Origin of the sequence: Streptomyces sp. NPDC020996 (assembly GCF_040641355.1) — a bacterium.
In the GTDB taxonomy this organism is placed as follows: Bacteria; Actinomycetota; Actinomycetes; order Streptomycetales; family Streptomycetaceae; genus Streptomyces.
Genome location: NZ_JBFADM010000005.1, coordinates 1 through 19809, shown reverse-complemented (window position 1 = coordinate 19809; position 19809 = coordinate 1). Strand labels below are relative to the sequence as shown.

The window sequence follows — 19809 nt, the reverse complement described above, 5'->3', positions numbered from 1 at the left end:
GGCCGACGCGGCAGGGGCGGCAGGTCGCAGGACCCGACCGCCCCTGTGTGCTGTCCGGGTGGGCTGCCGGGACCGCCGTGAGACGCGGGCGGCCCGGCGCGGTCACCATCCGCGCGCGTGCCACTCCGGCAGGTGCGGGCGCTCGTCGCCCAGCGTCGTGTCGTTGCCGTGTCCCGGGTAGACCCAGGTCTCGTCCGGCAGCACGTCGAAGATCTTGGTCTGCACGTCGTGGATCAGACTGGCGAACGCCTTCGGGTCCTTGCGGGTGTTGCCCACGCCGCCGGGGAAGAGGCAGTCGCCCGTGAACACGTGCGGGTGCCCGTGCGGGTCGTCGTAGACCAGGGCGATCGAGCCAGGCGTGTGGCCGACCAGGTGGCGTGCGGTCAGCTCCACCTGCCCCACCCGGATGACGTCGCCGTCGTCGACGAGGACGTCGGTCGGCACGGGGATGCCGTCGGCGTCGTCCCGGCCCGCGTACGTGCGGGCGCCGGTGGCCTCGACGACCTCGGCCAGCGCCTGCCAGTGATCGCCGTGCTGGTGGGTGGTGACGACGGAGGCGATGCCGTCGTCACCGATCATGCCGAGCAGCGTGTCGGCGTCGTTGGCCGCGTCGATCAGCAACTGCTCGTCGGTGGCCCGGCAGCGCAGCAGATAGGCGTTGTTGTCCATCGGGCCGACCGCGATCTTGGTGATCATCAGGTCCTTCAGCTCGTGCACGTCCGCCGGGCCGCCGACCGTCACCTGTCCGCTGTACGTCATGCCGGTCAGCCTATAGCGGGGGACCGGTGAAGAGTCCCCCGCCATGGGCCGGTGGCCCCGGGGCGTCGGCCTCATAGCGGGGGCAGCGCCGGCAGCGGACCGCCTTCCACGGTGAGCGTGGAGCCGTCGCGGCGCCCGGAGAGCCACCCGAGCAGGTCGGGCGCCGGGCCGGTGACGGTGATCTCCGGCTTCTCCGCCTCCCGGCCCGTGCTCCACGCGCGCGTGCCGTCGGTCAGGCGCGTGCGGGGCACGTCCGGACGGCCCGCGAACCGTTCGGCGAGGAAGGCGATCTCGCGCTCCAGGAACTCCGCCGGCAGGTCCTCCAGTTCGTAGCCGATCCCGAGGTCCACGTGGTGCAGTTCCACCTCGACCCACCGCCGGAACGGCACCCGGGCCGCCGAGTCGGTGACGCCGTTGCGCAGCTCCACCGTCCGCGACCAGTCCGCCGGCACGGCGCTCGCCGCCCGGAGGCGGGCCGCGCTCTCGCGCACGTCGGAGAGGTGCACGTCCAGCGGGCGCGGTGCGTCCCGCTCGATGTCGGCGTCCCGGGCGTCGTCGGAGGCGTACATGGGGCGGCCCTCCAGGACGTTCACGAGGGCGTCCGCGTTGCGGGCGAGGTGGGCCAGGAGGTGGCCGAGGGTCCAGCCGGGCAGCCGTGACGGCCGGGCCACCGCGGCGTCGTCCAGCTCGGCGGCTGCGCTGAGCAGCCGTTCGGTCGCGTCGTGCAGAGACGCCAGGTCATGACCGTGATCAATCATGGTGCTGACCCTAGCTCCGTCACACCTTCGGGTGAAGCTGGTGAAGTAATGCCGGAAATCGAATGCACGTGCTATAGGGTCGGGTGTGGCGTCGGGCATCCTGGAGGTGCGGGGATTGTTATGCATCCCGAGAATCCGACCCGGCGTTGTCAGTGGCTCCCCCTAGTCTGAGAAGGACGGGGGCCCCGCCCCTGTCACTTCTCTCAAGAAAGGTGCGGACCGGCGTGGCCGACCGTCTCATCGTCCGTGGCGCGCGCGAGCACAACCTGAAGAACGTGTCGCTCGACCTGCCCCGGGACTCGCTCATCGTCTTCACGGGCCTGTCCGGGTCTGGCAAGTCCTCCCTCGCCTTCGACACCATCTTCGCCGAGGGCCAGCGGCGCTACGTGGAGTCGCTCTCCTCGTACGCCCGCCAGTTCCTCGGCCAGATGGACAAGCCGGACGTCGACTTCATCGAGGGCCTGTCCCCGGCGGTCTCCATCGACCAGAAGTCGACCTCGCGCAACCCGCGCTCGACGGTCGGCACGATCACCGAGGTCTACGACTACCTGCGCCTGCTCTTCGCGCGCATCGGCAAGCCGCACTGTCCCGAGTGCGGCCGCCCGATCTCGCGCCAGTCGCCGCAGGCCATCGTCGACAAGGTGCTGGAACTGCCGGAGGGGAGCCGCTTCCAGGTGCTCTCGCCGCTGGTGCGCGAGCGCAAGGGCGAGTTCGTCGACCTCTTCGCCGACCTCCAGACCAAGGGCTACAGCCGCGCGCGCGTGGACGGCGAAACCGTCCAGCTGTCCAGCCCGCCCACGCTGAAGAAGCAGGAGAAGCACACCATCGAGGTGGTCATCGACCGCCTCACGGTGAAGGCGAGCGCCAAGCGCCGCCTCACCGACTCCGTGGAGACCGCGCTCAGCCTGTCCGGCGGCATGGTCGTGCTGGACTTCGTCGACCTTCCCGAGGACGACCCCGAGCGCGAGCGCATGTACTCGGAGCACCTGTACTGCGCCTACGACGACCTGTCCTTCGAGGAGCTGGAGCCGCGGTCCTTCTCCTTCAACTCGCCCTTCGGCGCCTGCCCCGAGTGCACCGGCATCGGCACGCGCATGGAGGTCGACCCCGAGCTGATCGTCCCGGACGAGGACAAGTCCCTCGACGAGGGAGCCATCCACCCCTGGTCGCACGGCCACACCAAGGACTACTTCGACCGCCTGATCGGAGCCCTCGCGGACGCGCTCGGCTTCCGGACGGACATCCCCTTCGCGGGGCTGCCGCAGCGCGCGAGGAAGGCCCTGCTGTACGGCCACAAGACGCAGATCGAGGTCCGCTACCGCAACCGGTACGGGCGCGAGCGCGTGTACACGACGCCCTTCGAGGGCGCGGTCCCCTTCGTCAAGCGCCGGCACGGCGAGGCCGAGAGCGACGCCAGCCGGGAGCGCTTCGAGGGCTACATGCGCGAGGTGCCCTGCCCGACCTGTGAGGGCACGCGCCTGAAGCCGGTCGTCCTCGCGGTCACGATCATGGGCAAGTCGATCGCGGAGGTCTCCGCGATGTCGATCAGCGACTGCGCGGACTTCCTGGGCGAGCTGAAGCTCAACGCGCGCGACAAGAAGATCGCCGAGCGCGTCCTGAAGGAGGTCAACGAACGGCTGCGGTTCCTGGTCGACGTCGGCCTGGACTACCTCTCCCTAAACCGCGCGGCCGGCACGCTCTCCGGCGGCGAGGCCCAGCGCATCCGCCTGGCCACCCAGATCGGCTCCGGCCTCGTCGGCGTGCTGTACGTGCTCGACGAGCCGTCCATCGGCCTGCACCAGCGCGACAACCACCGGCTCATCGAGACCCTGGTCCGGCTGCGCGACATGGGCAACACCCTCATCGTCGTCGAGCACGACGAGGACACCATCAAGGTCGCCGACTGGATCGTCGACATCGGCCCCGGCGCGGGCGAGCACGGCGGCAAGGTCGTGCACAGCGGCTCCCTGAAGGAACTGCTGGCCAACGACGAGTCGCAGACCGGCCAGTACCTGGCGGGCCGGAAGTCCATCCCGCTGCCGGACATCCGCCGCCCGCACGACCCGTCCCGCCGGCTCACGGTGCACGGCGCCCGCGAGAACAACCTCCAGGACATCGACGTGTCCTTCCCGCTGGGCGTGTTCACCGCGGTCACCGGCGTCTCCGGCTCCGGCAAGTCGACGCTGGTCAACGACATCCTGTACACGCACCTGGCGCGCGAGCTGAACGGCGCGCGGAGCGTCCCCGGACGGCACACGCGCGTGGACGGAGACGACCTCGTCGACAAGGTCGTACACGTCGACCAGTCGCCCATCGGCCGCACCCCGCGGTCCAACCCGGCGACGTACACCGGTGTCTTCGACCACATCCGCAGGCTGTTCGCCGAGACCACCGAGGCCAAGGTCCGCGGGTACCAGCCCGGCCGTTTCTCCTTCAACGTCAAGGGCGGCCGCTGCGAGAACTGCGCGGGCGACGGCACGATCAAGATCGAGATGAACTTCCTCCCGGACGTGTACGTCCCGTGCGAGGTCTGCCACGGCGCCCGCTACAACCGGGAGACCCTGGAGGTCCACTACAAGGGCAAGTCCATCGCCGAGGTCCTGAACATGCCGATCGAAGAGGCGATGCACTTCTTCGAGGCCGTCCCGGCGATCAACCGCCACCTCAAGACGCTCAACGACGTCGGTCTCGGCTACGTCCGGCTCGGGCAGGCCGCGACCACCCTGTCCGGCGGTGAGGCGCAGCGCGTGAAGCTCGCCAGCGAGCTGCAGAAGCGCTCCACCGGACGCACCGTCTACGTCCTGGACGAGCCGACCACCGGTCTGCACTTCGAGGACATCAGCAAGCTGCTGAAGGTGCTCTCCGGCCTGGTCGACAAGGGCAACACGGTCATCGTCATCGAGCACAACCTCGACGTGATCAAGACCGCCGACTGGGTCGTCGACATGGGCCCCGAGGGCGGCGCCGGCGGCGGACTCGTCGTCGCCGAGGGCACGCCCGAGGAGGTCGCCGGGGTCCCGGCCAGTCACACCGGCAAGTTCCTCCGGGAGATCCTCGGCGCCGACCGGATCAGCGACGCGGCCTCGGTGAAGGCACCCCGCAGGGCGACGGCGAAGAAGGCGGTCGCGGCCAGGACCGCGGCGAAGAAGACGGCGGCGACCAGCACCGCCGACAGCCCGGCCACCACGGCCGGCAAGACCGCCAAGAGCACGGCAGGCAAGAAGGCGGCGCCCGCGAAGAAGACCACGCGGGCCCGGAAGGCCTGAGGCCGTCCGCCGGCAGGACCGGCTGACGCCAGAACCGAACAGCACGGCGCCCCGCGGACAGAGCAACCCGTCCGCGGGGCGCCGCGCGTCGTCTGCGACCCGGCCCCTGCGCGTCGCCTGCCCCTGCGTGTCCCCGGCTCCTGCGCGTCCCCGGCTCCTGCGCGTCGTCCGTGCCCCGGGTGTCGCCCGCGCCCTACGCCTCGTTCACTTCTTCCGCGTACGGCGGCTCGGCGCCCGCTCGGGAGCAGGTGACCGCCGCCGCGCGCGCCGCGAACCGCAGCAGCCGCTTCCAGCCGTCAGACCCCAGACCCGCCAGAGCCGGGCCGGACAGGGCGTCCCGGGCGGCCAGCCCGTGCAGCAGCGCCGCGTTCACCGTGTCGCCGGCGCCGATCGTGTCCACGACGTCGACCTTCTCACCCGGCACCGCGTACTCGCCGCCGTCCCGGACGAAGGCGGTCAGGCCGTCGCCGCCATGGGTCATCACGACGGCCGCCGGACCCGCGGCCAGCCACTCGCGCGGGGAACCGCCGAGCCACCGGGCGTCCTCCTCGGACAGCTTGAGCAGCGACACCGAGGGCAGCCAGCTCAGGAAACGGGCGCGGTAGGCGTCCGCGTCCGCGATCAGCCCCGCCCGGATGTTGGGGTCGAGCGTGGTGAACACCCCCTGGGCGGCCGCGCTCCGCATCAACTCCTCGTAGGCGCTCGCGCCCGGCTCCAGGACCAGCGAGCAGGTGCCGAAGGACACGGCCCGCGTCCCGGCGGGGAGCGCCGGGGGCGTCGCGAACAGCCGGTCCGCGGTGCCCTCGACGTAGAAGGAGTAGGCGGCGGAGCCGTGTTCGTCGATCGTGGCGACCGCGAGGGTGGTGGGTTCCGGGCCGCGCTGCACGCCGGAGACGTCCACGCCCGCCGCCCGCAGCCCGTTCAGCAGCGCCTCCCCGAAGGAGTCGTAGGAGGTGCGGGAGCAGAAGGCGGTGGGGGAGCCGAGACGGCCGAGGGCCACGGCGGTGTTGTACGGGCCGCCGCCGAGCGCCGGCCTCAGGGCGGCCAGGGCACCCGTGCCCTGCGGGACCAGATCGATCAGAGCCTCACCGGCGACGACGATCACGAGAAGGTTCCTTCCTCAGACTGCGTGGGCTGCATGGGCTGCGTGGGCTGCGTGGACTGCGTGGGCTGTCTGGACTGCCTGCACTGCGTGGAGCGGACTCGTGCACCGCGTGGCCGGTCCCGCGTCCGAGCCCGGCACATCGCCCCGGTATCGTGCGGTCTGTACAGCCCCTCACCAGTGGAGATCCTCATGCCCGGCCGTCCCTCCCCGAGCCGTCGTACCGTCCTGCGCGGAGCCGCCGTCGCTCCGGTGGCGGGGCTCGGCCTGACCGCGTGCTCCCTGGCCGGCGGCACCACCACCTCCGCCGTGCCGACCGCGCCCGTCGACCTCGGCGCCGAGAGCGAGATCGCCGAGGGGAGCGCCAAGCTGTACCAGGACCACAACGTCGTGGTCAGCCGGGCCGCGGACGGCTCGCTGAAGGCGTACAGCACGATCTGCACGCACGCCCGGTGCGCGATCAACACGCTGCAGGGCACGAAGCTGATCTGCCCGTGCCACGGCAGCGAGTTCGACGCCACCACCGGCAAGGTGCTGCGCTCCCCGGCCGGCGCGCCGCTCGACGAACTGCCGGTGCGGGCTGAGAAGGGCAGGATCGTCGCCGGTCCGCAGGCCTGAGCCGCGGCGGGCGTCACCGGACGTCTCGGGCGTCACCGGGCATCATCGGGCATCACCGGGCCCGGGGCGGCTCACTCCCACTCCCAGCCGATCCCCACGAGTCCCGTCCGCACCCGCGCCTCCACGAGGTGGACCGAGTGGTGCCGCCCGCTGAGAGCGAGTTCCTGGCGGCCGCTGCGGGGAGCCGCCGCCGAATGCTGCGCGAAGCGGTGACAGCGCACCGGCAGCGCCCGCTCGTCGAAACCCACCTGGAGCGCGTACTGCCCGCCGGCCGGCCCGAAGGCGCGGACGTACTCGCGTGACACCCCCGCGGTGCCGTCCTCGACGCCGTACCGGAAGAGGAACGTGTCCCCGGCCCGCAGCCGCGTGTCGAAGAGCAGCTCCGCCACGAGCACCCCGGTCTCCGCGTCCGTGCGCACCCGTCCGGTGCGGCAGTTCTCCAGCGCCCGCACGCCCATGCGCTCCGGCACGCACCCCGGATCGCCGTGGTGCACGGCCACGAACCGGTCGACGCCGTCCCGGTGGGCGCGCACGATGTGGTGCGACTCGCGTCCCGCCAGTTCACGGCGCGCTCCGATCCGTATCCGCTCGTGGTGGCCGAGGGTGTGCAGACCGCCGTCGGAGGGCAGGCCCAGCTCGGCCAGCAGCCGGTCCAGGATGCCCGACGCCTCCACCAGGGAACGGTAGGAGCGGCCGCCGGGCCGCTGCTCGGAAGGCCCGTCCCCCTCGGAGAGCAGCCTGATCAGGGACTCCTCCGGCAGTTGCAGGATCTCCTCCAGCGCCCGTACCGCGCGCAGGGACTCCGGCCGCTGCGGGCGCCGGGCGCCCTGCTGCCAGTAACTCAGGCTCGTCACGCCGACCTTGACCCCGTACCGCGACAGATGGTGCTGCACTCGTTGCAGCGGCAGTCCGCGGGCGGCGATCGCGGCGCGCAGCGCGACGTGGAACGGGCCGCCCCGCAGGGCCGTGGCCAGTTCAGCGGTGGCGACGGCGGCGACGTCCGCGTGCTGTGGGGCGTGCGGCATGCAGGGGCCTTTCTGTGAAAGCTCGCTTCGGCTGGTCAGACCGGTTCGCGTGGCCGTGGGGCATCCGTCGGCGTCCGGGCGTCTTCACATCCGTAGGCCCTGGTTCACGGCCCCGGATGCCTCCGCATTGAAGCGTGTCGGCCAAGTCCCGACAACACCTGAAGCCCGACGGCGTCGTACTCCTGGCCGAGACGCGATCGGACGCCGGGGGACCGGGGCCCGTCCTGGTCCCGGGACCTCCGGGAACGAGTCCGTTGCCCGGGCCGGGCAGGCCGGAACGACCGGAAAACGGCCTTCCCGCGACAGCGCGGCGAGCCTGTGGACGACGGTCCCCCGGCGTTGTCCACAGGCTCGCCGCGCTGTCACCCCTCGCCAGTAGGGTGTGAGACATGGCCGACCCCTCCAGCTACCGCCCCCGTCCGGGACAGATCCCGGACTCTCCCGGGGTGTACAGGTTCCGCGACGAGCACCGCCGGGTGATCTACGTCGGAAAGGCGAAGAGCCTGCGCCAGCGCCTGGCGAACTACTTCCAGGACCTGGCGAACCTGCACCCGCGCACCCGGTCGATGGTCACCACGGCCGCGTCGGTGGAGTGGACGGTGGTCTCCACCGAGGTCGAGGCGCTGCAGCTGGAGTACTCCTGGATCAAGGAGTTCGACCCCCGGTTCAACGTCAAGTACCGCGACGACAAGAGCTACCCCTACCTCGCGGTGACGATGAACGAGGAGTACCCGCGCGTGCAGGTGATGCGCGGTCACAAGAAGAAGGGCGTGCGGTACTTCGGCCCGTACGCGCACGCGTGGGCGATCCGCGACACCGTCGACCTCCTGCTGCGCGTCTTCCCGGTCCGCACCTGCTCGGCGGGCGTCTTCAAGAACGCCGCCCGCACCGGCAGGCCCTGCCTGCTCGGCTACATCGGCAAGTGCTCCGCGCCCTGCGTGGGCCGTGTCTCCGCCGAGGAGCACCGCGAACTGGCGGAGGAGTTCAGCGACTTCATGGCCGGCCGCACCGGCACGTACCTCCGCCGCCTGGAGCAGCGGATGCGGGAGGCGGCCGAGGAGATGGAGTACGAGCGGGCGGCCCGTCTGCGCGACGACATCGAGGCCCTGAAGAAGGCCATGGAGAAGAACGCCGTCGTGCTCGCCGACGCGACCGACGCCGACCTGATCGCCGTCGCTGAGGACGAGCTGGAGGCGGCCGTCCAGATCTTCCACGTGCGCGGCGGACGCGTGCGCGGCCAGCGCGGCTGGGTGACCGACAAGGTCGAGGAGATCACCACCGGCGCCCTCGTCGAGCACGCCCTGCAGCAGCTCTACGGCGAGGAGAGCGGCGACGCCGTCCCCAAGGAGGTCCTGGTCCCCGCCCTGCCCGACCCGGTGGAACCCGTCCAGGAGTGGCTCGCCGGGCGGCGCGGCTCGGGCGTCTCGCTGCGCATCCCGCAGCGCGGCGACAAGCGGGCCCTGATGGAGACCGTGGAGCGCAACGCCCAGCAGGCCCTCGTGCTGCACAAGACCAAGCGCGCCTCCGACCTCACCACCCGCTCGCGCGCCCTGGAGGAGATCGCCGAAGCCCTCGACCTGGACAGCGCCCCCCTGAGGATCGAGTGCTACGACATCTCGCACCTCCAGGGCGACGACGTGGTGGCCTCCATGGTCGTCTTCGAGGACGGCCTGCAGCGCAAGAGCGAGTACCGCCGCTTCCAGATCAAGGGCTTCGAGGGGCAGGACGACGTCCGCTCCATGCACGAGGTGATCAGCCGCCGCTTCCGGCGCTACCTCGCCGAGAAGGAGCGGACGGGGGAGTGGGCGGACGGCGAGACCCCGGACGCCGACGGCCCCGGCAACAGCACCGGCCCCGGCAACGGCCCCGGCAACGGCCTCACCGAGGACGACGGCCGCCCCAGGAAGTTCGCCTACCCGCCCCAGCTGGTCGTGGTCGACGGCGGTCAGCCGCAGGTCGCCGCGGCCAGGAAGGCCCTCGACGAGCTCGGCATCGACGACATCGCCGTGTGCGGGCTCGCCAAGCGCCTGGAGGAGGTCTGGCTGCCGGACCAGGACGACCCGGTGGTCCTGCCCCGTACCAGCGAGGGCCTCTACCTGCTGCAGCGCGTCCGCGACGAGGCCCACCGGTTCGCCATCACCTACCAGCGCACCAAGCGTGCCAGGCGATTCCGCGCGAGCCCCCTGGACGACGTGCCGGGCCTCGGAGACACCCGCAAGCAGGCGCTGCTGAAGCACTTCGGTTCGCTGAAGAAGCTGCGCTCGGCCACCATCGACCAGATCTGCGAGGTGCCGGGCATAGGCCGCAAGACGGCCGAGACCATCGCCGTGGCCCTCGCCCAGGCCGCTCCGGCCGTACCCGCCGTGAACACGGCGACCGGAGAGATCATGGAGGAGGAACCCGGCACCATGGGTTCCGGCGGGGAACCCGTGACGACGGGGGCACCGGACCAGCGACGGGGGCAGGAGACATGAACGACACCGAACACGGACGACAAGACCACAGCGGAGACGGAGCACAGGTGAGTACGGGCCCGACCAACGAGGCGGCCGGGGTGCCCGACGCCGCGATCCCCGAACTGGTGATCATCTCCGGCATGTCCGGAGCCGGGCGGTCGACGGCGGCCAAATGCCTGGAGGACCTCGGCTGGTTCGTCGTGGACAACCTGCCGCCCGCGCTGATCCCCACCATGGTGGAACTCGGCGCCCGCTCCCAGGGCAACGTGGCACGCATCGCGGTCGTCGTCGACGTCCGCGGCCGCCGTTTCTTCGACAACCTCCGCGAGTCACTCGCGGACCTGGAGGCCAGACACGTCACCCGGCGGATCGTCTTCCTGGAGTCCTCCGACGAGGCCCTGGTGCGCCGCTTCGAGTCGGTGCGCCGCCCGCACCCCCTCCAGGGCGACGGACGCATCGTCGACGGCATCGCCGCCGAACGCGAACTGCTGCGCGAACTGCGCGGCGACGCCGACCTGGTCATCGACACCTCCAGCCTCAACGTGCACGAGCTGCGCGCCAAGATGGACGCCCAGTTCGCCGGCGAGGAGGAGCCCGAGCTGCGGGCCACCGTCATGTCCTTCGGCTTCAAGTACGGCCTCCCGGTCGACGCCGACCTGGTCGCGGACATGCGCTTCCTGCCCAACCCGCACTGGGTCCCGGAGCTGCGCCCCTTCACCGGCCTCAACGAGGAGGTCGCCGCGTACGTCTTCAACCAGCCCGGCGCGAAGGAGTTCCTCGACCGCTACGCCGAGCTGCTGCGGCTGATCGCCGCCGGATACCGCCGCGAGGGCAAGCGCTACGTGACCATCGCCATCGGCTGCACCGGCGGCAAGCACCGCTCGGTCGCCATGTCGGAGAAGCTCGCCGCACGTCTCGCGGCCGAGGGTGTGGAGACGGTGGTCGTGCACCGGGACATGGGACGGGAATGACGCAACGCTCTCTGCGGCTGAGCAGGCTGCGCCGGGCCGTGCCCGAAGGTCGCGGCGGCCGACTCGTCGAGGGCCGCGGCGGGCGGCTCGTCGAGGCCCGCGGTGCCCGGCCCCGCCGCCGCGGCGCACAGCCCAAGGTGGTCGCCCTCGGCGGTGGCATGGGCCTGTCCGCCTCGCTCGCCGCGCTGCGCCGGATCACCGGCGACCTCACCGCCGTCGTCACCGTGGCCGACGACGGCGGCTCCAGCGGGCGCCTGCGCGACGAGCTGGGCGTACTGCCGCCCGGCGACCTGCGCAAGGCACTGGCCGCCCTGTGCGGCGACGACGACTGGGGCCAGACCTGGGCCCGGGTCATCCAGCACCGCTTCCACTCCCAGGGCGACCTGCACGACCACGCGGTCGGCAACCTGCTGATCGTCGCCCTGTGGGAGCAGCTCGGCGACCACGTCCAGGCCCTGGACCTGGTCGGCAGACTGCTGGGCGCGCACGGGCGCGTACTGCCCATGTCCGCCGTACCGCTGGAGCTGCAGGCGCTGGTCAAGGGCCACGACCCGGACCGGCCGGACCAGGTCGAGACCGTCCGCGGTCAGGCGACCGTCGCCCTCACCCGCGGCGAGGTGCAGTCCGTGCACCTCGTACCGCACGACCCGCCCGCCGTCCCGGAGGCGCTGGAGGCGGTGCTGGACGCGGACTGGGTGGTGCTCGGCCCCGGTTCCTGGTTCTCGTCCGTCATCCCGCACCTGCTCGTCCCCGAGCTGCTGGACGCGCTCACGCAGACCAAGGCACGCCGGGTACTCTCACTGAACCTGGTGCCGCAGCCCGGAGAAACCGAAGGCTTCTCCCCGCAGCGTCATTTGGAGGTTTTGGGACGACACGCCCCTAAACTCGCCCTGGACGTGGTGCTGGCCGACGAGGCCGCCGTGCCCGACCGCGACGTACTCGTCGAGGCCGCCAAGCGGCTGGGGGCCGCGGTCGAGCTGGCGCCGGTGGCCCGGACGGACGGGACTCCAAGACATGACCCGGAGCTCCTCGCCGCCGCGTACGACCGTATTTTTCGGATGCATGGAAGGATCGGCCCATGGCGATGACGGCAGCGGTGAAGGATGAGATCTCCCGGCTCCCCGTCACCCGGACCTGCTGCAGGAAGGCGGAGGTCTCGGCCGTCCTGCGGTTCGCCGGCGGCCTCCACCTGGTGAGCGGGCGCATCGTGATCGAAGCGGAGCTGGACACCGGGATGGCGGCCCGCCGCCTCAAGCGGGACATCCTGGAGATCTTCGGCCACAGCTCCGAGCTGATCGTGATGGCGCCGGGCGGACTGCGCCGCGGTTCGCGCTACGTCGTCCGGGTCGTCGCCGGCGGCGACCAGCTGGCCCGGCAGACCGGCCTGGTGGACGGCCGCGGCCGCCCGATCCGCGGCCTGCCCCCGCAGGTGGTGTCCGGCGCCACCTGCGACGCCGAGGCCGCCTGGCGCGGGGCCTTCCTGGCGCACGGCTCGCTCACCGAGCCCGGCCGATCCTCCTCCCTCGAAGTGACCTGCCCGGGCCCCGAGGCCGCGCTCGCCCTGGTGGGCGCCGCCCGCCGCCTGTCGATCGCCGCGAAGGCCCGCGAGGTGCGCGGCGTCGACCGGGTCGTCGTCCGTGACGGTGATGCCATCGGCGCCCTGTTGACCCGGCTCGGCGCCCACGAGTCGGTGCTGGCCTGGGAAGAGCGCCGGATGCGCCGCGAGGTGCGCGCCACCGCCAACCGGCTCGCCAACTTCGACGACGCGAACCTGCGCCGCTCCGCCCGCGCTGCCGTCGCCGCCGGCGCGCGTGTGGCCCGCGCCCTGGAGATCCTCGGCGACGACGTCCCCGAGCACCTCGCCGCCGCCGGCCGGCTGCGCATGGAGCACAAGCAGGCTTCCCTGGAGGAACTGGGCGCCCTCGCCGACCCGCCGCTGACCAAGGACGCCGTGGCCGGCCGCATCCGCCGCCTGCTGGCGATGGCCGACAAGCGCGCCTCCGACCTCGGCATCCCGGGCACGGAGTCGAGCCTCACCGAGGAGATGGCGGAAAACCTCGTGGGCTGACCACGCACACGCCCGGCCTGCCGGTGCCCGTTGCCTGAGGGTCCGGCACCGGATCCCCTCCTCCCGAGCGGTCCCGTTCCCCGGAGAGACCCGCCCGCCGTCCGCGTTGGACCGTCCGCATCGGACCTTCCGTGCCGGACTGTCCGCATCGGACCTTCTGTGCCGGACCGCCCGCGCCGGGATGCGCTCCACCGGTTCCCCACCGTCCCGTGGGGTCACCGCATCGCCTTGGGTTCCTGCGTCTTCGGTGCCGCGGAGGCGGCGGCCACGACCCGGTCGACGGTGAGGATCGGCAGCACCGTCGCCACGCTGCCCACGACGCCGACCCACAGCGCGCAGACCACGCCGATCGCCGAGCCGCTCCGAGCCGATCCGAGCCACCCGGCCACCAGTGCCGCCGCAGGCACGCTGCCCCAGACGACAAGCGGACGGAGGCGTTCATCCGGCCCAGGAGATGCTTCGGGCACAGTGCCTGCCGCAGGCTGACCCGGGTCACGTCGAACAGCAGCGCGCCCACCGTCAGACCGAACTCCCCGACCAGCAGGACCGCCCCGGCGAGGACTTTGCCGTGCGGTGAGACGGCTGCGGCCAGGGGGTTGGCGACGGTGAAGAGGGCCGCCACGATCAGGCCGCACGACATCAGGGCGCCGGCGCTGAAACGCCGCCGGGCCCTCGGCGCGAGCAGGGCGCCCACCACGCCCCCGCGGCCCCGCGGCCCCGCAGGTCATGATGAGCCCGAGCACGAACGAGTCGAAGCCGATGGTGCGCATCACCAGCACCGGGACCAGGGTGGACACGAGGGTGGCGAAGAAGTCGGACACCCCCATGGAGCCGGCCGCCGCCGGATGACGGGCTGGTCCCGGACGAACCGCAGGCCCTCCCCGATGTCGGCCATCAGGCGCCTGCGGGCCCCGGCCTCCTCCGGTGCCGGCCCGCGCTCACCGTCCCTGGTCACGCCGAGGGACAGGAAACTGACCAGGTAGGCGAGGGCGTCGACGAGCATCACGACCGGTGCGCTGACGACCCGCATGAGCAGCCCGGCCACCGCGGGCCCGCCCAGCGCGGACACCTGCGCCGTGGCCTCGAGCCGCGTTGGCGGCCCCTATGTCCTCCTCCGGCACCAGGACCGCAGCGTGTCAGGGCCGCCCCCATCATCGTCCGGCGCTTCAGCATCCGGTCCACCCGGGCGCCCGCGGGCAGGCCGGTGACGAGGTAGCAGACGGTGGACGCCGCGGCGAGCACACCCACCTGCCGGGTGTTCGCGTCGAGCGGTCCGACGGCCGTCACGGACAGCCCGAGCGTGCCGATCCGGGTCCCGAACCGGGAGAGCGTCTGCCCGAACCAGAAGCGTCTGAAATTCGCCGACCCCACGGAGTACGTGCTCACGACATCACCATGACGACCGCCGTCATGACGACCTCCGCCATGAGGACCCCGACGGCCTCCTTCCCCCTCGCCTTCCCCCTCGGTATTCGAGCCGGACCTTGCGTTCATGGCTGACCATCCGTGATCGGGCCCGGCTTGCGACCGATGGAGATCGTCGACGACCGGCCGGCGAAAGTCGTCAGGGTCCCGGCAGGTTGACCGGAAAACACCCGTGGCACCGCCGCGGAAGGCCGGTTCGCGAGCCGGTCGCCGGCCGCTCCGGCACCGGCCGGACCGCCCGGCCGGGCGGTCCGTACCTCTACTGACGGGTACGTCGCGACGTGTCGGGTATGGGGCAACTCGATGTCACCCGGAAGCCCCCGGGGAGGTAGGGTCGGGGGTGGTCGGGGACATCCCATACAGCTCGCCGGCACGTGCCGGCGTACCAACGAGGAGATCGGTTCGTGACGATCCGCGTAGGCATCAACGGCTTTGGCCGCATCGGTCGTAACTACTTCCGCGCGCTGCTGGAGCAGGGTGCAGACATCGAGATCGTGGCTGTCAACGACCTGGGTGACACCGCGACCACCGCACACCTCCTGAAGTACGACACCATCCTGGGCCGCCTCAAGCAGGAGGTCTCCCACACCGCCGACACCATCACCGTGGACGGCAAGACCATCAAGGTGCTCTCCGAGCGCGACCCCGCCGACATCCCGTGGGGCGAGCTGGGCGTCGACATCGTCATCGAGTCGACCGGCATCTTCACGAAGAAGGCCGACGCCGAGAAGCACATCGCCGGCGGCGCGAAGAAGGTCCTCATCTCGGCTCCGGCCAAGGAGGAGGACATCACCATCGTGATGGGCGTCAACCAGGACAAGTACGACCCGGCGAACCACCACGTCATCTCCAACGCCTCCTGCACCACCAACTGTGTGGCGCCGATGGCGAAGGTCCTCGACGAGAACTTCGGCATCGTCAAGGGTCTGATGACGACGGTGCACGCGTACACCAACGACCAGCGCATCCTGGACTTCCCGCACCGCGACCTGCGCCGCGCCCGCGCCGCCGCGGAGAACATCATCCCGACCACCACCGGTGCCGCCAAGGCCACCGCCCTGGTGCTGCCGCAGCTCAAGGGCAAGCTGGACGGCATGGCCATGCGCGTCCCGGTCCCCACCGGCTCCGTCACCGACCTCGTCATCGAGCTCAGCCGCGAGGTCACCAAGGAAGAGGTCAACGCCGCCTTCCTCAAGGCCTCCGAGGGCGAACTGAAGGGCATCCTCGAGTACACCGAGGACCCGATCGTCTCCTCCGACATCGTCAACGCCCCCGCGTCCTGCACCTTCGACTCCTCCCTGACGATGGTTCAGGAGGGCAAGAACGTGAAGGTCATCGGCTGGTACGACAACGAGTGGGGCTACTCCAACCGCCTCGTCGACCTCACGGTCTTCGTCGGCGACCAGCTCTGATCACCCCAGCAGGCACCTCGATGTGAGAACAGGGCTCGGGCAGCGCACCGCCGCGCTGTCCGAGCCCTGTGTCGCGTGGCTGTGGCCCGGTCGGCCCTCGCGGCCGCGCCGCGCGGACAGCAGCCTCACGGACATGAGCCGCCCTCTCGGGCGTCCGAGCTTCCCGAGCCCCCCTTTAGGAGTCCTCACATGAAGACGATCGACGAACTTCTCTCCGAAGGCGTCGGCGGCAAGCGGGTCTTCGTCCGCGCCGACCTCAACGTGCCGCTGGACGGCACCACGATCACCGACGACGGCCGCATCCGCGCCGTCCTGCCCACCGTCAAGGCCCTCGCCGAGGCCGGCGCCCGCGTGGTCGTCGCCTCGCACCTCGGCCGTCCCAAGGGCGCCCCGGACCCGGCCTTCTCGCTCGGTCCGGCCGCCGCGCGTCTCGGCGAACTCCTCGGCGCCACGGTCGAGTTCGCGACCGACACGGTCGGCGAGTCCGCCCGGTCGACGGTCGCGGGCCTCGCCGACGGCCAGGTCGCCGTCATCGAGAACCTCCGCTTCAACGCCGGCGAGACCTCCAAGGACGACGCCGAGCGCGGCGCCTTCGCCGACCAGCTCGCCGAACTCGCCGACCTCTACGTCGGCGACGGCTTCGGCGCGGTGCACCGCAGGCACGCCTCGGTCTTCGACCTCCCGGCCCGCCTGCCGCACGCCGCCGGCTACCTCATCGCGAACGAGGTCGCCGTGCTGAAGAAGCTGACCGAGGACGTCCACCGTCCCTACGTCGTCGCGCTCGGCGGCGCCAAGGTCTCCGACAAGCTCGCCGTCATCGACCAGCTGCTCGGCAAGGCCGACCGTCTCCTCATCGGCGGCGGCATGGCCTACACCTTCCTCAAGGCCAAGGGCTACGAGATCGGCAACTCCCTCCTGCAGGAGGACCAGGTCCCGGCCGTGCGCGAGTACATCGAGCGGGCCGAGAAGACCGGCGTCGAGCTGGTCCTCCCCGTCGACGCGCTGGTCTCCACCGAGTTCCCGGACCTGAAGACCAAGGCGCCCGCCAACCCCACCACCGTCGCCGCGGACGCCATCCCGGCCGACCAGCAGGGTCTGGACATCGGTCCCGAGACCCGCAAGCTGTACGCCTCGAAGCTCGCCGACGCCGCCACCGTCTTCTGGAACGGTCCCATGGGCGTCTTCGAGCACCCCGACTACGCCGAGGGCACCAAGGCGGTCGCCCAGGCCCTCCTCGACTCCCCGGCCTTCACGGTCGTCGGCGGCGGCGACTCCGCCGCGGCCGTGCGCCTGCTGGGCTTCGACGAGAGCGCATTCGGCCACATCTCGACCGGCGGCGGCGCCTCCCTCGAATACCTCGAGGGCAAGACGCTCCCCGGCCTCGCCGCACTGGAGGACTGACCCACAATGAGCACGCGCACGCCGCTGATGGCGGGCAACTGGAAGATGAACCTCAACCACCTCGAGGCCATCGCGCACGTCCAGAAGCTCGCCTTCGCCCTGGCCGACAAGGACTACGAGGCCGTCGAGGTCGCCGTCCTGCCGCCCTTCACCGACCTGCGCTCCGTGCAGACGCTGGTCGACGGCGACAAGCTCAAGATCAAGTACGGCGCCCAGGACCTCTCGGCGCACGACTCCGGCGCCTACACCGGCGAGATCTCGGGCCCGATGCTGGCCAAGCTGAAGTGCACGTACGTGGCCGTCGGCCACTCCGAGCGCCGCCAGTACCACAACGAGACCGACGAGCTGGTGAACGCCAAGGTCAAGGCGGCGTTCAAGCACGGCCTGACCCCGATCCTGTGCGTCGGCGAGGAACTGGAGGTCCGCGAGGCGGGCGACCACGTCACGCACACGCTCGCGCAGGTCGAGGGCGGCCTGAAGGACGTGCCGGCCGAGCAGGCGGAGACCGTCGTGATCGCCTACGAGCCCGTCTGGGCCATCGGCACCGGCAAGGTCTGCGGCGCCGAGGACGCCCAGGAGGTCTGCGCCGCCATCCGCGGGAAGATCGCCGAGCTGTACACGCGGGAGCTGGCCGACAAGGTCCGCATCCAGTACGGCGGCTCCGTCAAGGCCGGCAACGTCGCCGAGATCATGGCGCAGGCCGACATCGACGGCGCCCTGGTCGGAGGCGCCTCGCTGGACGCCGACGAGTTCGTCAAGATCGTGCGCTTCCGCGACCAGTGAGCGACCGGTGAGCGACCGGTGAGCGACGAGTGAGCGACCGGTGACACGACCTGTGAGTATGCGGTAGCGGCGATCCGTCGTACCCTTGCGGGGGCACAGCCATGGCGCTGTGCCCCCGTCGTCCATCCGAATCCGAGGAAGTTGGTCCAGCCGTGGTTTTGGGGTTCTCGATCGCCCTGATCGTCTTCAGCCTGCTGCTGATGCTGCTGGTGCTGATGCACAAGGGAAAGGGCGGCGGCCTCTCCGACATGTTCGGTGGCGGCATGCAGTCGTCCGTCGGCGGCTCCTCGGTCGCCGAGCGCAACCTCGACCGCATCACCCTGGTGGTCGGTCTGCTGTGGTTCGCGTGCATCGTCGTGCTGGGCATCCTGATGAAGACCAACAGCTGATCAAGGCTGACGCGGTTCACCACGCAGGCACATACCGCAGCACATTTCGCACGCAAGGCCCCATGTTCGGTACGCGCACCTGAGCGCGGCCTATCATGGGGCTTGCGTCTGGGTGTGGGGCGGTAACTCCAGTCACTGGACGCGCGTTGGGCCTTACGTAGACTGAGGCGCTCGCAGCGAAGCGGAACGCCGACTCGCTTCGCGGCACCATCACGCAGGGAGTTACGACCGTGGCAAGTGGCAACGCGATCCGAGGTAGCCGGGTCGGGGCGGGGCCGATGGGCGAGGCCGAGCGTGGCGAGTCCGCGCCGCGGCTGCGCGTCTCCTTCTGGTGCTCCAACGGGCACGAGACGCAGCCGAGCTTCGCCAGCGACGCGCAGGTACCCGAAACCTGGGACTGCCCGCGCTGCGGCTTTCCGGCCGGACAGGACCAGGACAACCCGCCGGACCCGCCGCGCACCGAACCCTACAAGACGCACCTCGCCTACGTCCGGGAGCGGCGCAGCGACGCGGACGGCGAGGCTATCCTCGCCGAGGCGCTCGCCAAACTGCGCGGCGAGATCTGACAGTTGAGAGCCGGCCGGGCGCCCAGGGGTGCCTGGCCGCTTGTGCCCGCCGTGCCCGTATGCGCGCGTGCGCACCCGGCCCGCGGAGCGCCGCCGTGTCCCGGCTCCGCCGCCGCCACACCGGGCCGTGCCCTGCCGCCGCCCGCCGGGCGGCCGTCTTCTTCGCCCTGTCCGTCATTTCGCTGACACCTGCGCTCAAGCCGGACGTACCTGTTGTTGCGCCGTACGACGACGCGACGACGGCTCACGTCATCGGCTGATCAACTAGGTTGGAACAGCCCAGAGCAGGCAGGAAAGAAGGCTGAAGTCGGACATGAACGCACACGGCCGTACCAGGCTCAACCAGACGCCCGAGTGGACCGCCCTGACCAGGCACCGCCAGGAACTCGGCGAGACGCGGTTGCGCGACCTGTTCGCCGCCGACCCCGGCCGCGGCACCGGCTACGCGCTCGAGGTCGGTGACCTGTACGTCGACTACTCCAAGCACCTCGTCACCGACGAGACGCTGCGGCTGCTGCGCGAGCTGGCCGCCGCCACCGACGTGTTCGGCCTGCGCGACGCGATGTTCCGCGGGGAGAAGATCAACACGACCGAGGACCGGGCGGTGCTGCACACCGCGCTGCGCGCCCCACGTGACGCGGTGATCGAGGTCGACGGCGAGAACGTCGTGCCCAAGGTCCACGAAGTCCTCGACAAGATGGCCGGCTTCGCCGATCGCGTCCGCTCCGGCGAGTGGACCGGCCACACCGGCCGGCGCATCAAGAACGTCGTCAACATCGGCATCGGCGGCTCCGACCTGGGCCCGGCGAT

The 19809-nt window shown here is 71.2% G+C and carries 17 protein-coding genes and 1 pseudogene; 13 read left to right on the top strand and 5 right to left on the bottom strand.

Translation table 11 applies throughout. The annotated features are described in order from the left end of the window. Positions 1–102 precede the first annotated feature (102 nt). Positions 103–759 carry an MBL fold metallo-hydrolase gene (locus AB0G63_RS05325; RefSeq protein ID WP_360744570.1) on the bottom strand — a complete coding sequence of 219 codons (657 nt, stop codon included), beginning with the start codon at positions 757–759 and terminating at the stop codon, positions 103–105. Between the two features lie 71 nt (positions 760–830). Continuing rightward, the gene (locus tag AB0G63_RS05320; protein WP_360744567.1) at positions 831–1517 is read right to left on the bottom strand and encodes a maleylpyruvate isomerase family mycothiol-dependent enzyme; all 687 of its coding nucleotides are present in this window, start codon (positions 1515–1517) and stop codon (positions 831–833) included. A 224-nt stretch (positions 1518–1741) separates the two neighbouring features. On the opposite strand from AB0G63_RS05320, the gene uvrA reads away from it, so the two are divergent. Beyond that, positions 1742–4783: an excinuclease ABC subunit UvrA gene (uvrA, locus tag AB0G63_RS05315; protein ID WP_360744564.1), complete on the top strand. Its 3042-nt coding sequence runs from the start codon at positions 1742–1744 to the stop codon at positions 4781–4783. Positions 4784–4976: 193 nt separating this feature from the next. On the opposite strand, the gene AB0G63_RS05310 is transcribed toward uvrA, so the two are convergent. After that, a complete protein-coding gene (locus AB0G63_RS05310) occupies positions 4977–5888 on the bottom strand; it encodes a carbohydrate kinase (protein ID WP_360744561.1) in 912 nt (303 codons plus the stop codon). A 189-nt stretch (positions 5889–6077) separates the two neighbouring features. Between AB0G63_RS05310 and AB0G63_RS05305 the strand changes: the two genes are divergently transcribed. Next, the gene (locus AB0G63_RS05305; protein ID WP_360744558.1) at positions 6078–6503 is read left to right on the top strand and encodes a Rieske 2Fe-2S domain-containing protein; all 426 of its coding nucleotides are present in this window, start codon (positions 6078–6080) and stop codon (positions 6501–6503) included. 71 nt (positions 6504–6574) lie between these two features. Here the strand turns inward: AB0G63_RS05305 and AB0G63_RS05300 are convergent, their stop codons facing one another. After that, a complete protein-coding gene (locus AB0G63_RS05300) occupies positions 6575–7528 on the bottom strand; it encodes a hypothetical protein (protein WP_360744555.1) in 954 nt (317 codons plus the stop codon). A gap of 389 nt (positions 7529–7917) precedes the next feature. Between AB0G63_RS05300 and uvrC the strand changes: the two genes are divergently transcribed. From uvrC to whiA, 4 genes are read left to right on the top strand one after another with little or no spacing between them, the layout of a single operon-like run. Next, positions 7918–10002 (top strand): excinuclease ABC subunit UvrC, encoded by a 2085-nt coding sequence (uvrC, locus tag AB0G63_RS05295; protein ID WP_360744552.1) that lies wholly within the window; start codon positions 7918–7920, stop codon positions 10000–10002. Further along, positions 9999–10955, top strand: a complete 957-nt coding sequence (rapZ, locus tag AB0G63_RS05290; RefSeq protein WP_360744549.1) for an RNase adapter RapZ — start codon at positions 9999–10001, stop codon at positions 10953–10955. The genes uvrC and rapZ overlap by 4 nt, the downstream gene beginning before the upstream one ends. Beyond that, positions 10952–12043, top strand: a complete 1092-nt coding sequence (gene yvcK / locus AB0G63_RS05285) for a uridine diphosphate-N-acetylglucosamine-binding protein YvcK (RefSeq protein ID WP_360744546.1) — start codon at positions 10952–10954, stop codon at positions 12041–12043. The genes rapZ and yvcK overlap by 4 nt, the downstream gene beginning before the upstream one ends. After that, on the top strand, positions 12034–13023 hold the full coding sequence (gene whiA, locus AB0G63_RS05280; protein WP_360744543.1) for a DNA-binding protein WhiA: 990 nt from the start codon (positions 12034–12036) through the stop codon (positions 13021–13023). The genes yvcK and whiA overlap by 10 nt, the downstream gene beginning before the upstream one ends. A 215-nt stretch (positions 13024–13238) precedes the next feature. On the opposite strand, the gene AB0G63_RS05275 is transcribed toward whiA, so the two are convergent. Then, a complete protein-coding gene (locus AB0G63_RS05275) occupies positions 13239–13430 on the bottom strand; it encodes a hypothetical protein (protein WP_360744540.1) in 192 nt (63 codons plus the stop codon). Positions 13431–13477: 47 nt separating this feature from the next. On the opposite strand from AB0G63_RS05275, the gene AB0G63_RS05270 reads away from it, so the two are divergent. The 7 genes and pseudogenes from AB0G63_RS05270 to AB0G63_RS05240 form a co-directional block, all read left to right on the top strand. After that, positions 13478–13600: a hypothetical protein gene (locus tag AB0G63_RS05270; RefSeq protein ID WP_360744537.1), complete on the top strand. Its 123-nt coding sequence runs from the start codon at positions 13478–13480 to the stop codon at positions 13598–13600. A 1252-nt stretch (positions 13601–14852) separates the two neighbouring features. After that, the gene (gene gap / locus AB0G63_RS05265) at positions 14853–15860 is read left to right on the top strand and encodes a type I glyceraldehyde-3-phosphate dehydrogenase (RefSeq protein WP_360744534.1); all 1008 of its coding nucleotides are present in this window, start codon (positions 14853–14855) and stop codon (positions 15858–15860) included. 189 nt (positions 15861–16049) lie between these two features. Then, on the top strand, positions 16050–17261 hold the full coding sequence (locus tag AB0G63_RS05260) for a phosphoglycerate kinase (RefSeq protein WP_360744531.1): 1212 nt from the start codon (positions 16050–16052) through the stop codon (positions 17259–17261). Between the two features lie 6 nt (positions 17262–17267). Then, positions 17268–18044, top strand: coding sequence for a triose-phosphate isomerase (gene tpiA, locus AB0G63_RS05255; protein ID WP_360744528.1), 777 nt, complete (start codon positions 17268–17270; stop codon positions 18042–18044). Between the two features lie 158 nt (positions 18045–18202). Next, positions 18203–18433, top strand: coding sequence for a preprotein translocase subunit SecG (gene secG, locus AB0G63_RS05250; protein ID WP_324783870.1), 231 nt, complete (start codon positions 18203–18205; stop codon positions 18431–18433). A gap of 230 nt (positions 18434–18663) precedes the next feature. Next, on the top strand, positions 18664–18999 hold the full coding sequence (locus AB0G63_RS05245) for an RNA polymerase-binding protein RbpA (protein ID WP_360744526.1): 336 nt from the start codon (positions 18664–18666) through the stop codon (positions 18997–18999). 313 nt (positions 19000–19312) lie between these two features. Next, positions 19313–19809, top strand: a pseudogene (locus AB0G63_RS05240) (glucose-6-phosphate isomerase); the annotation flags it as partial.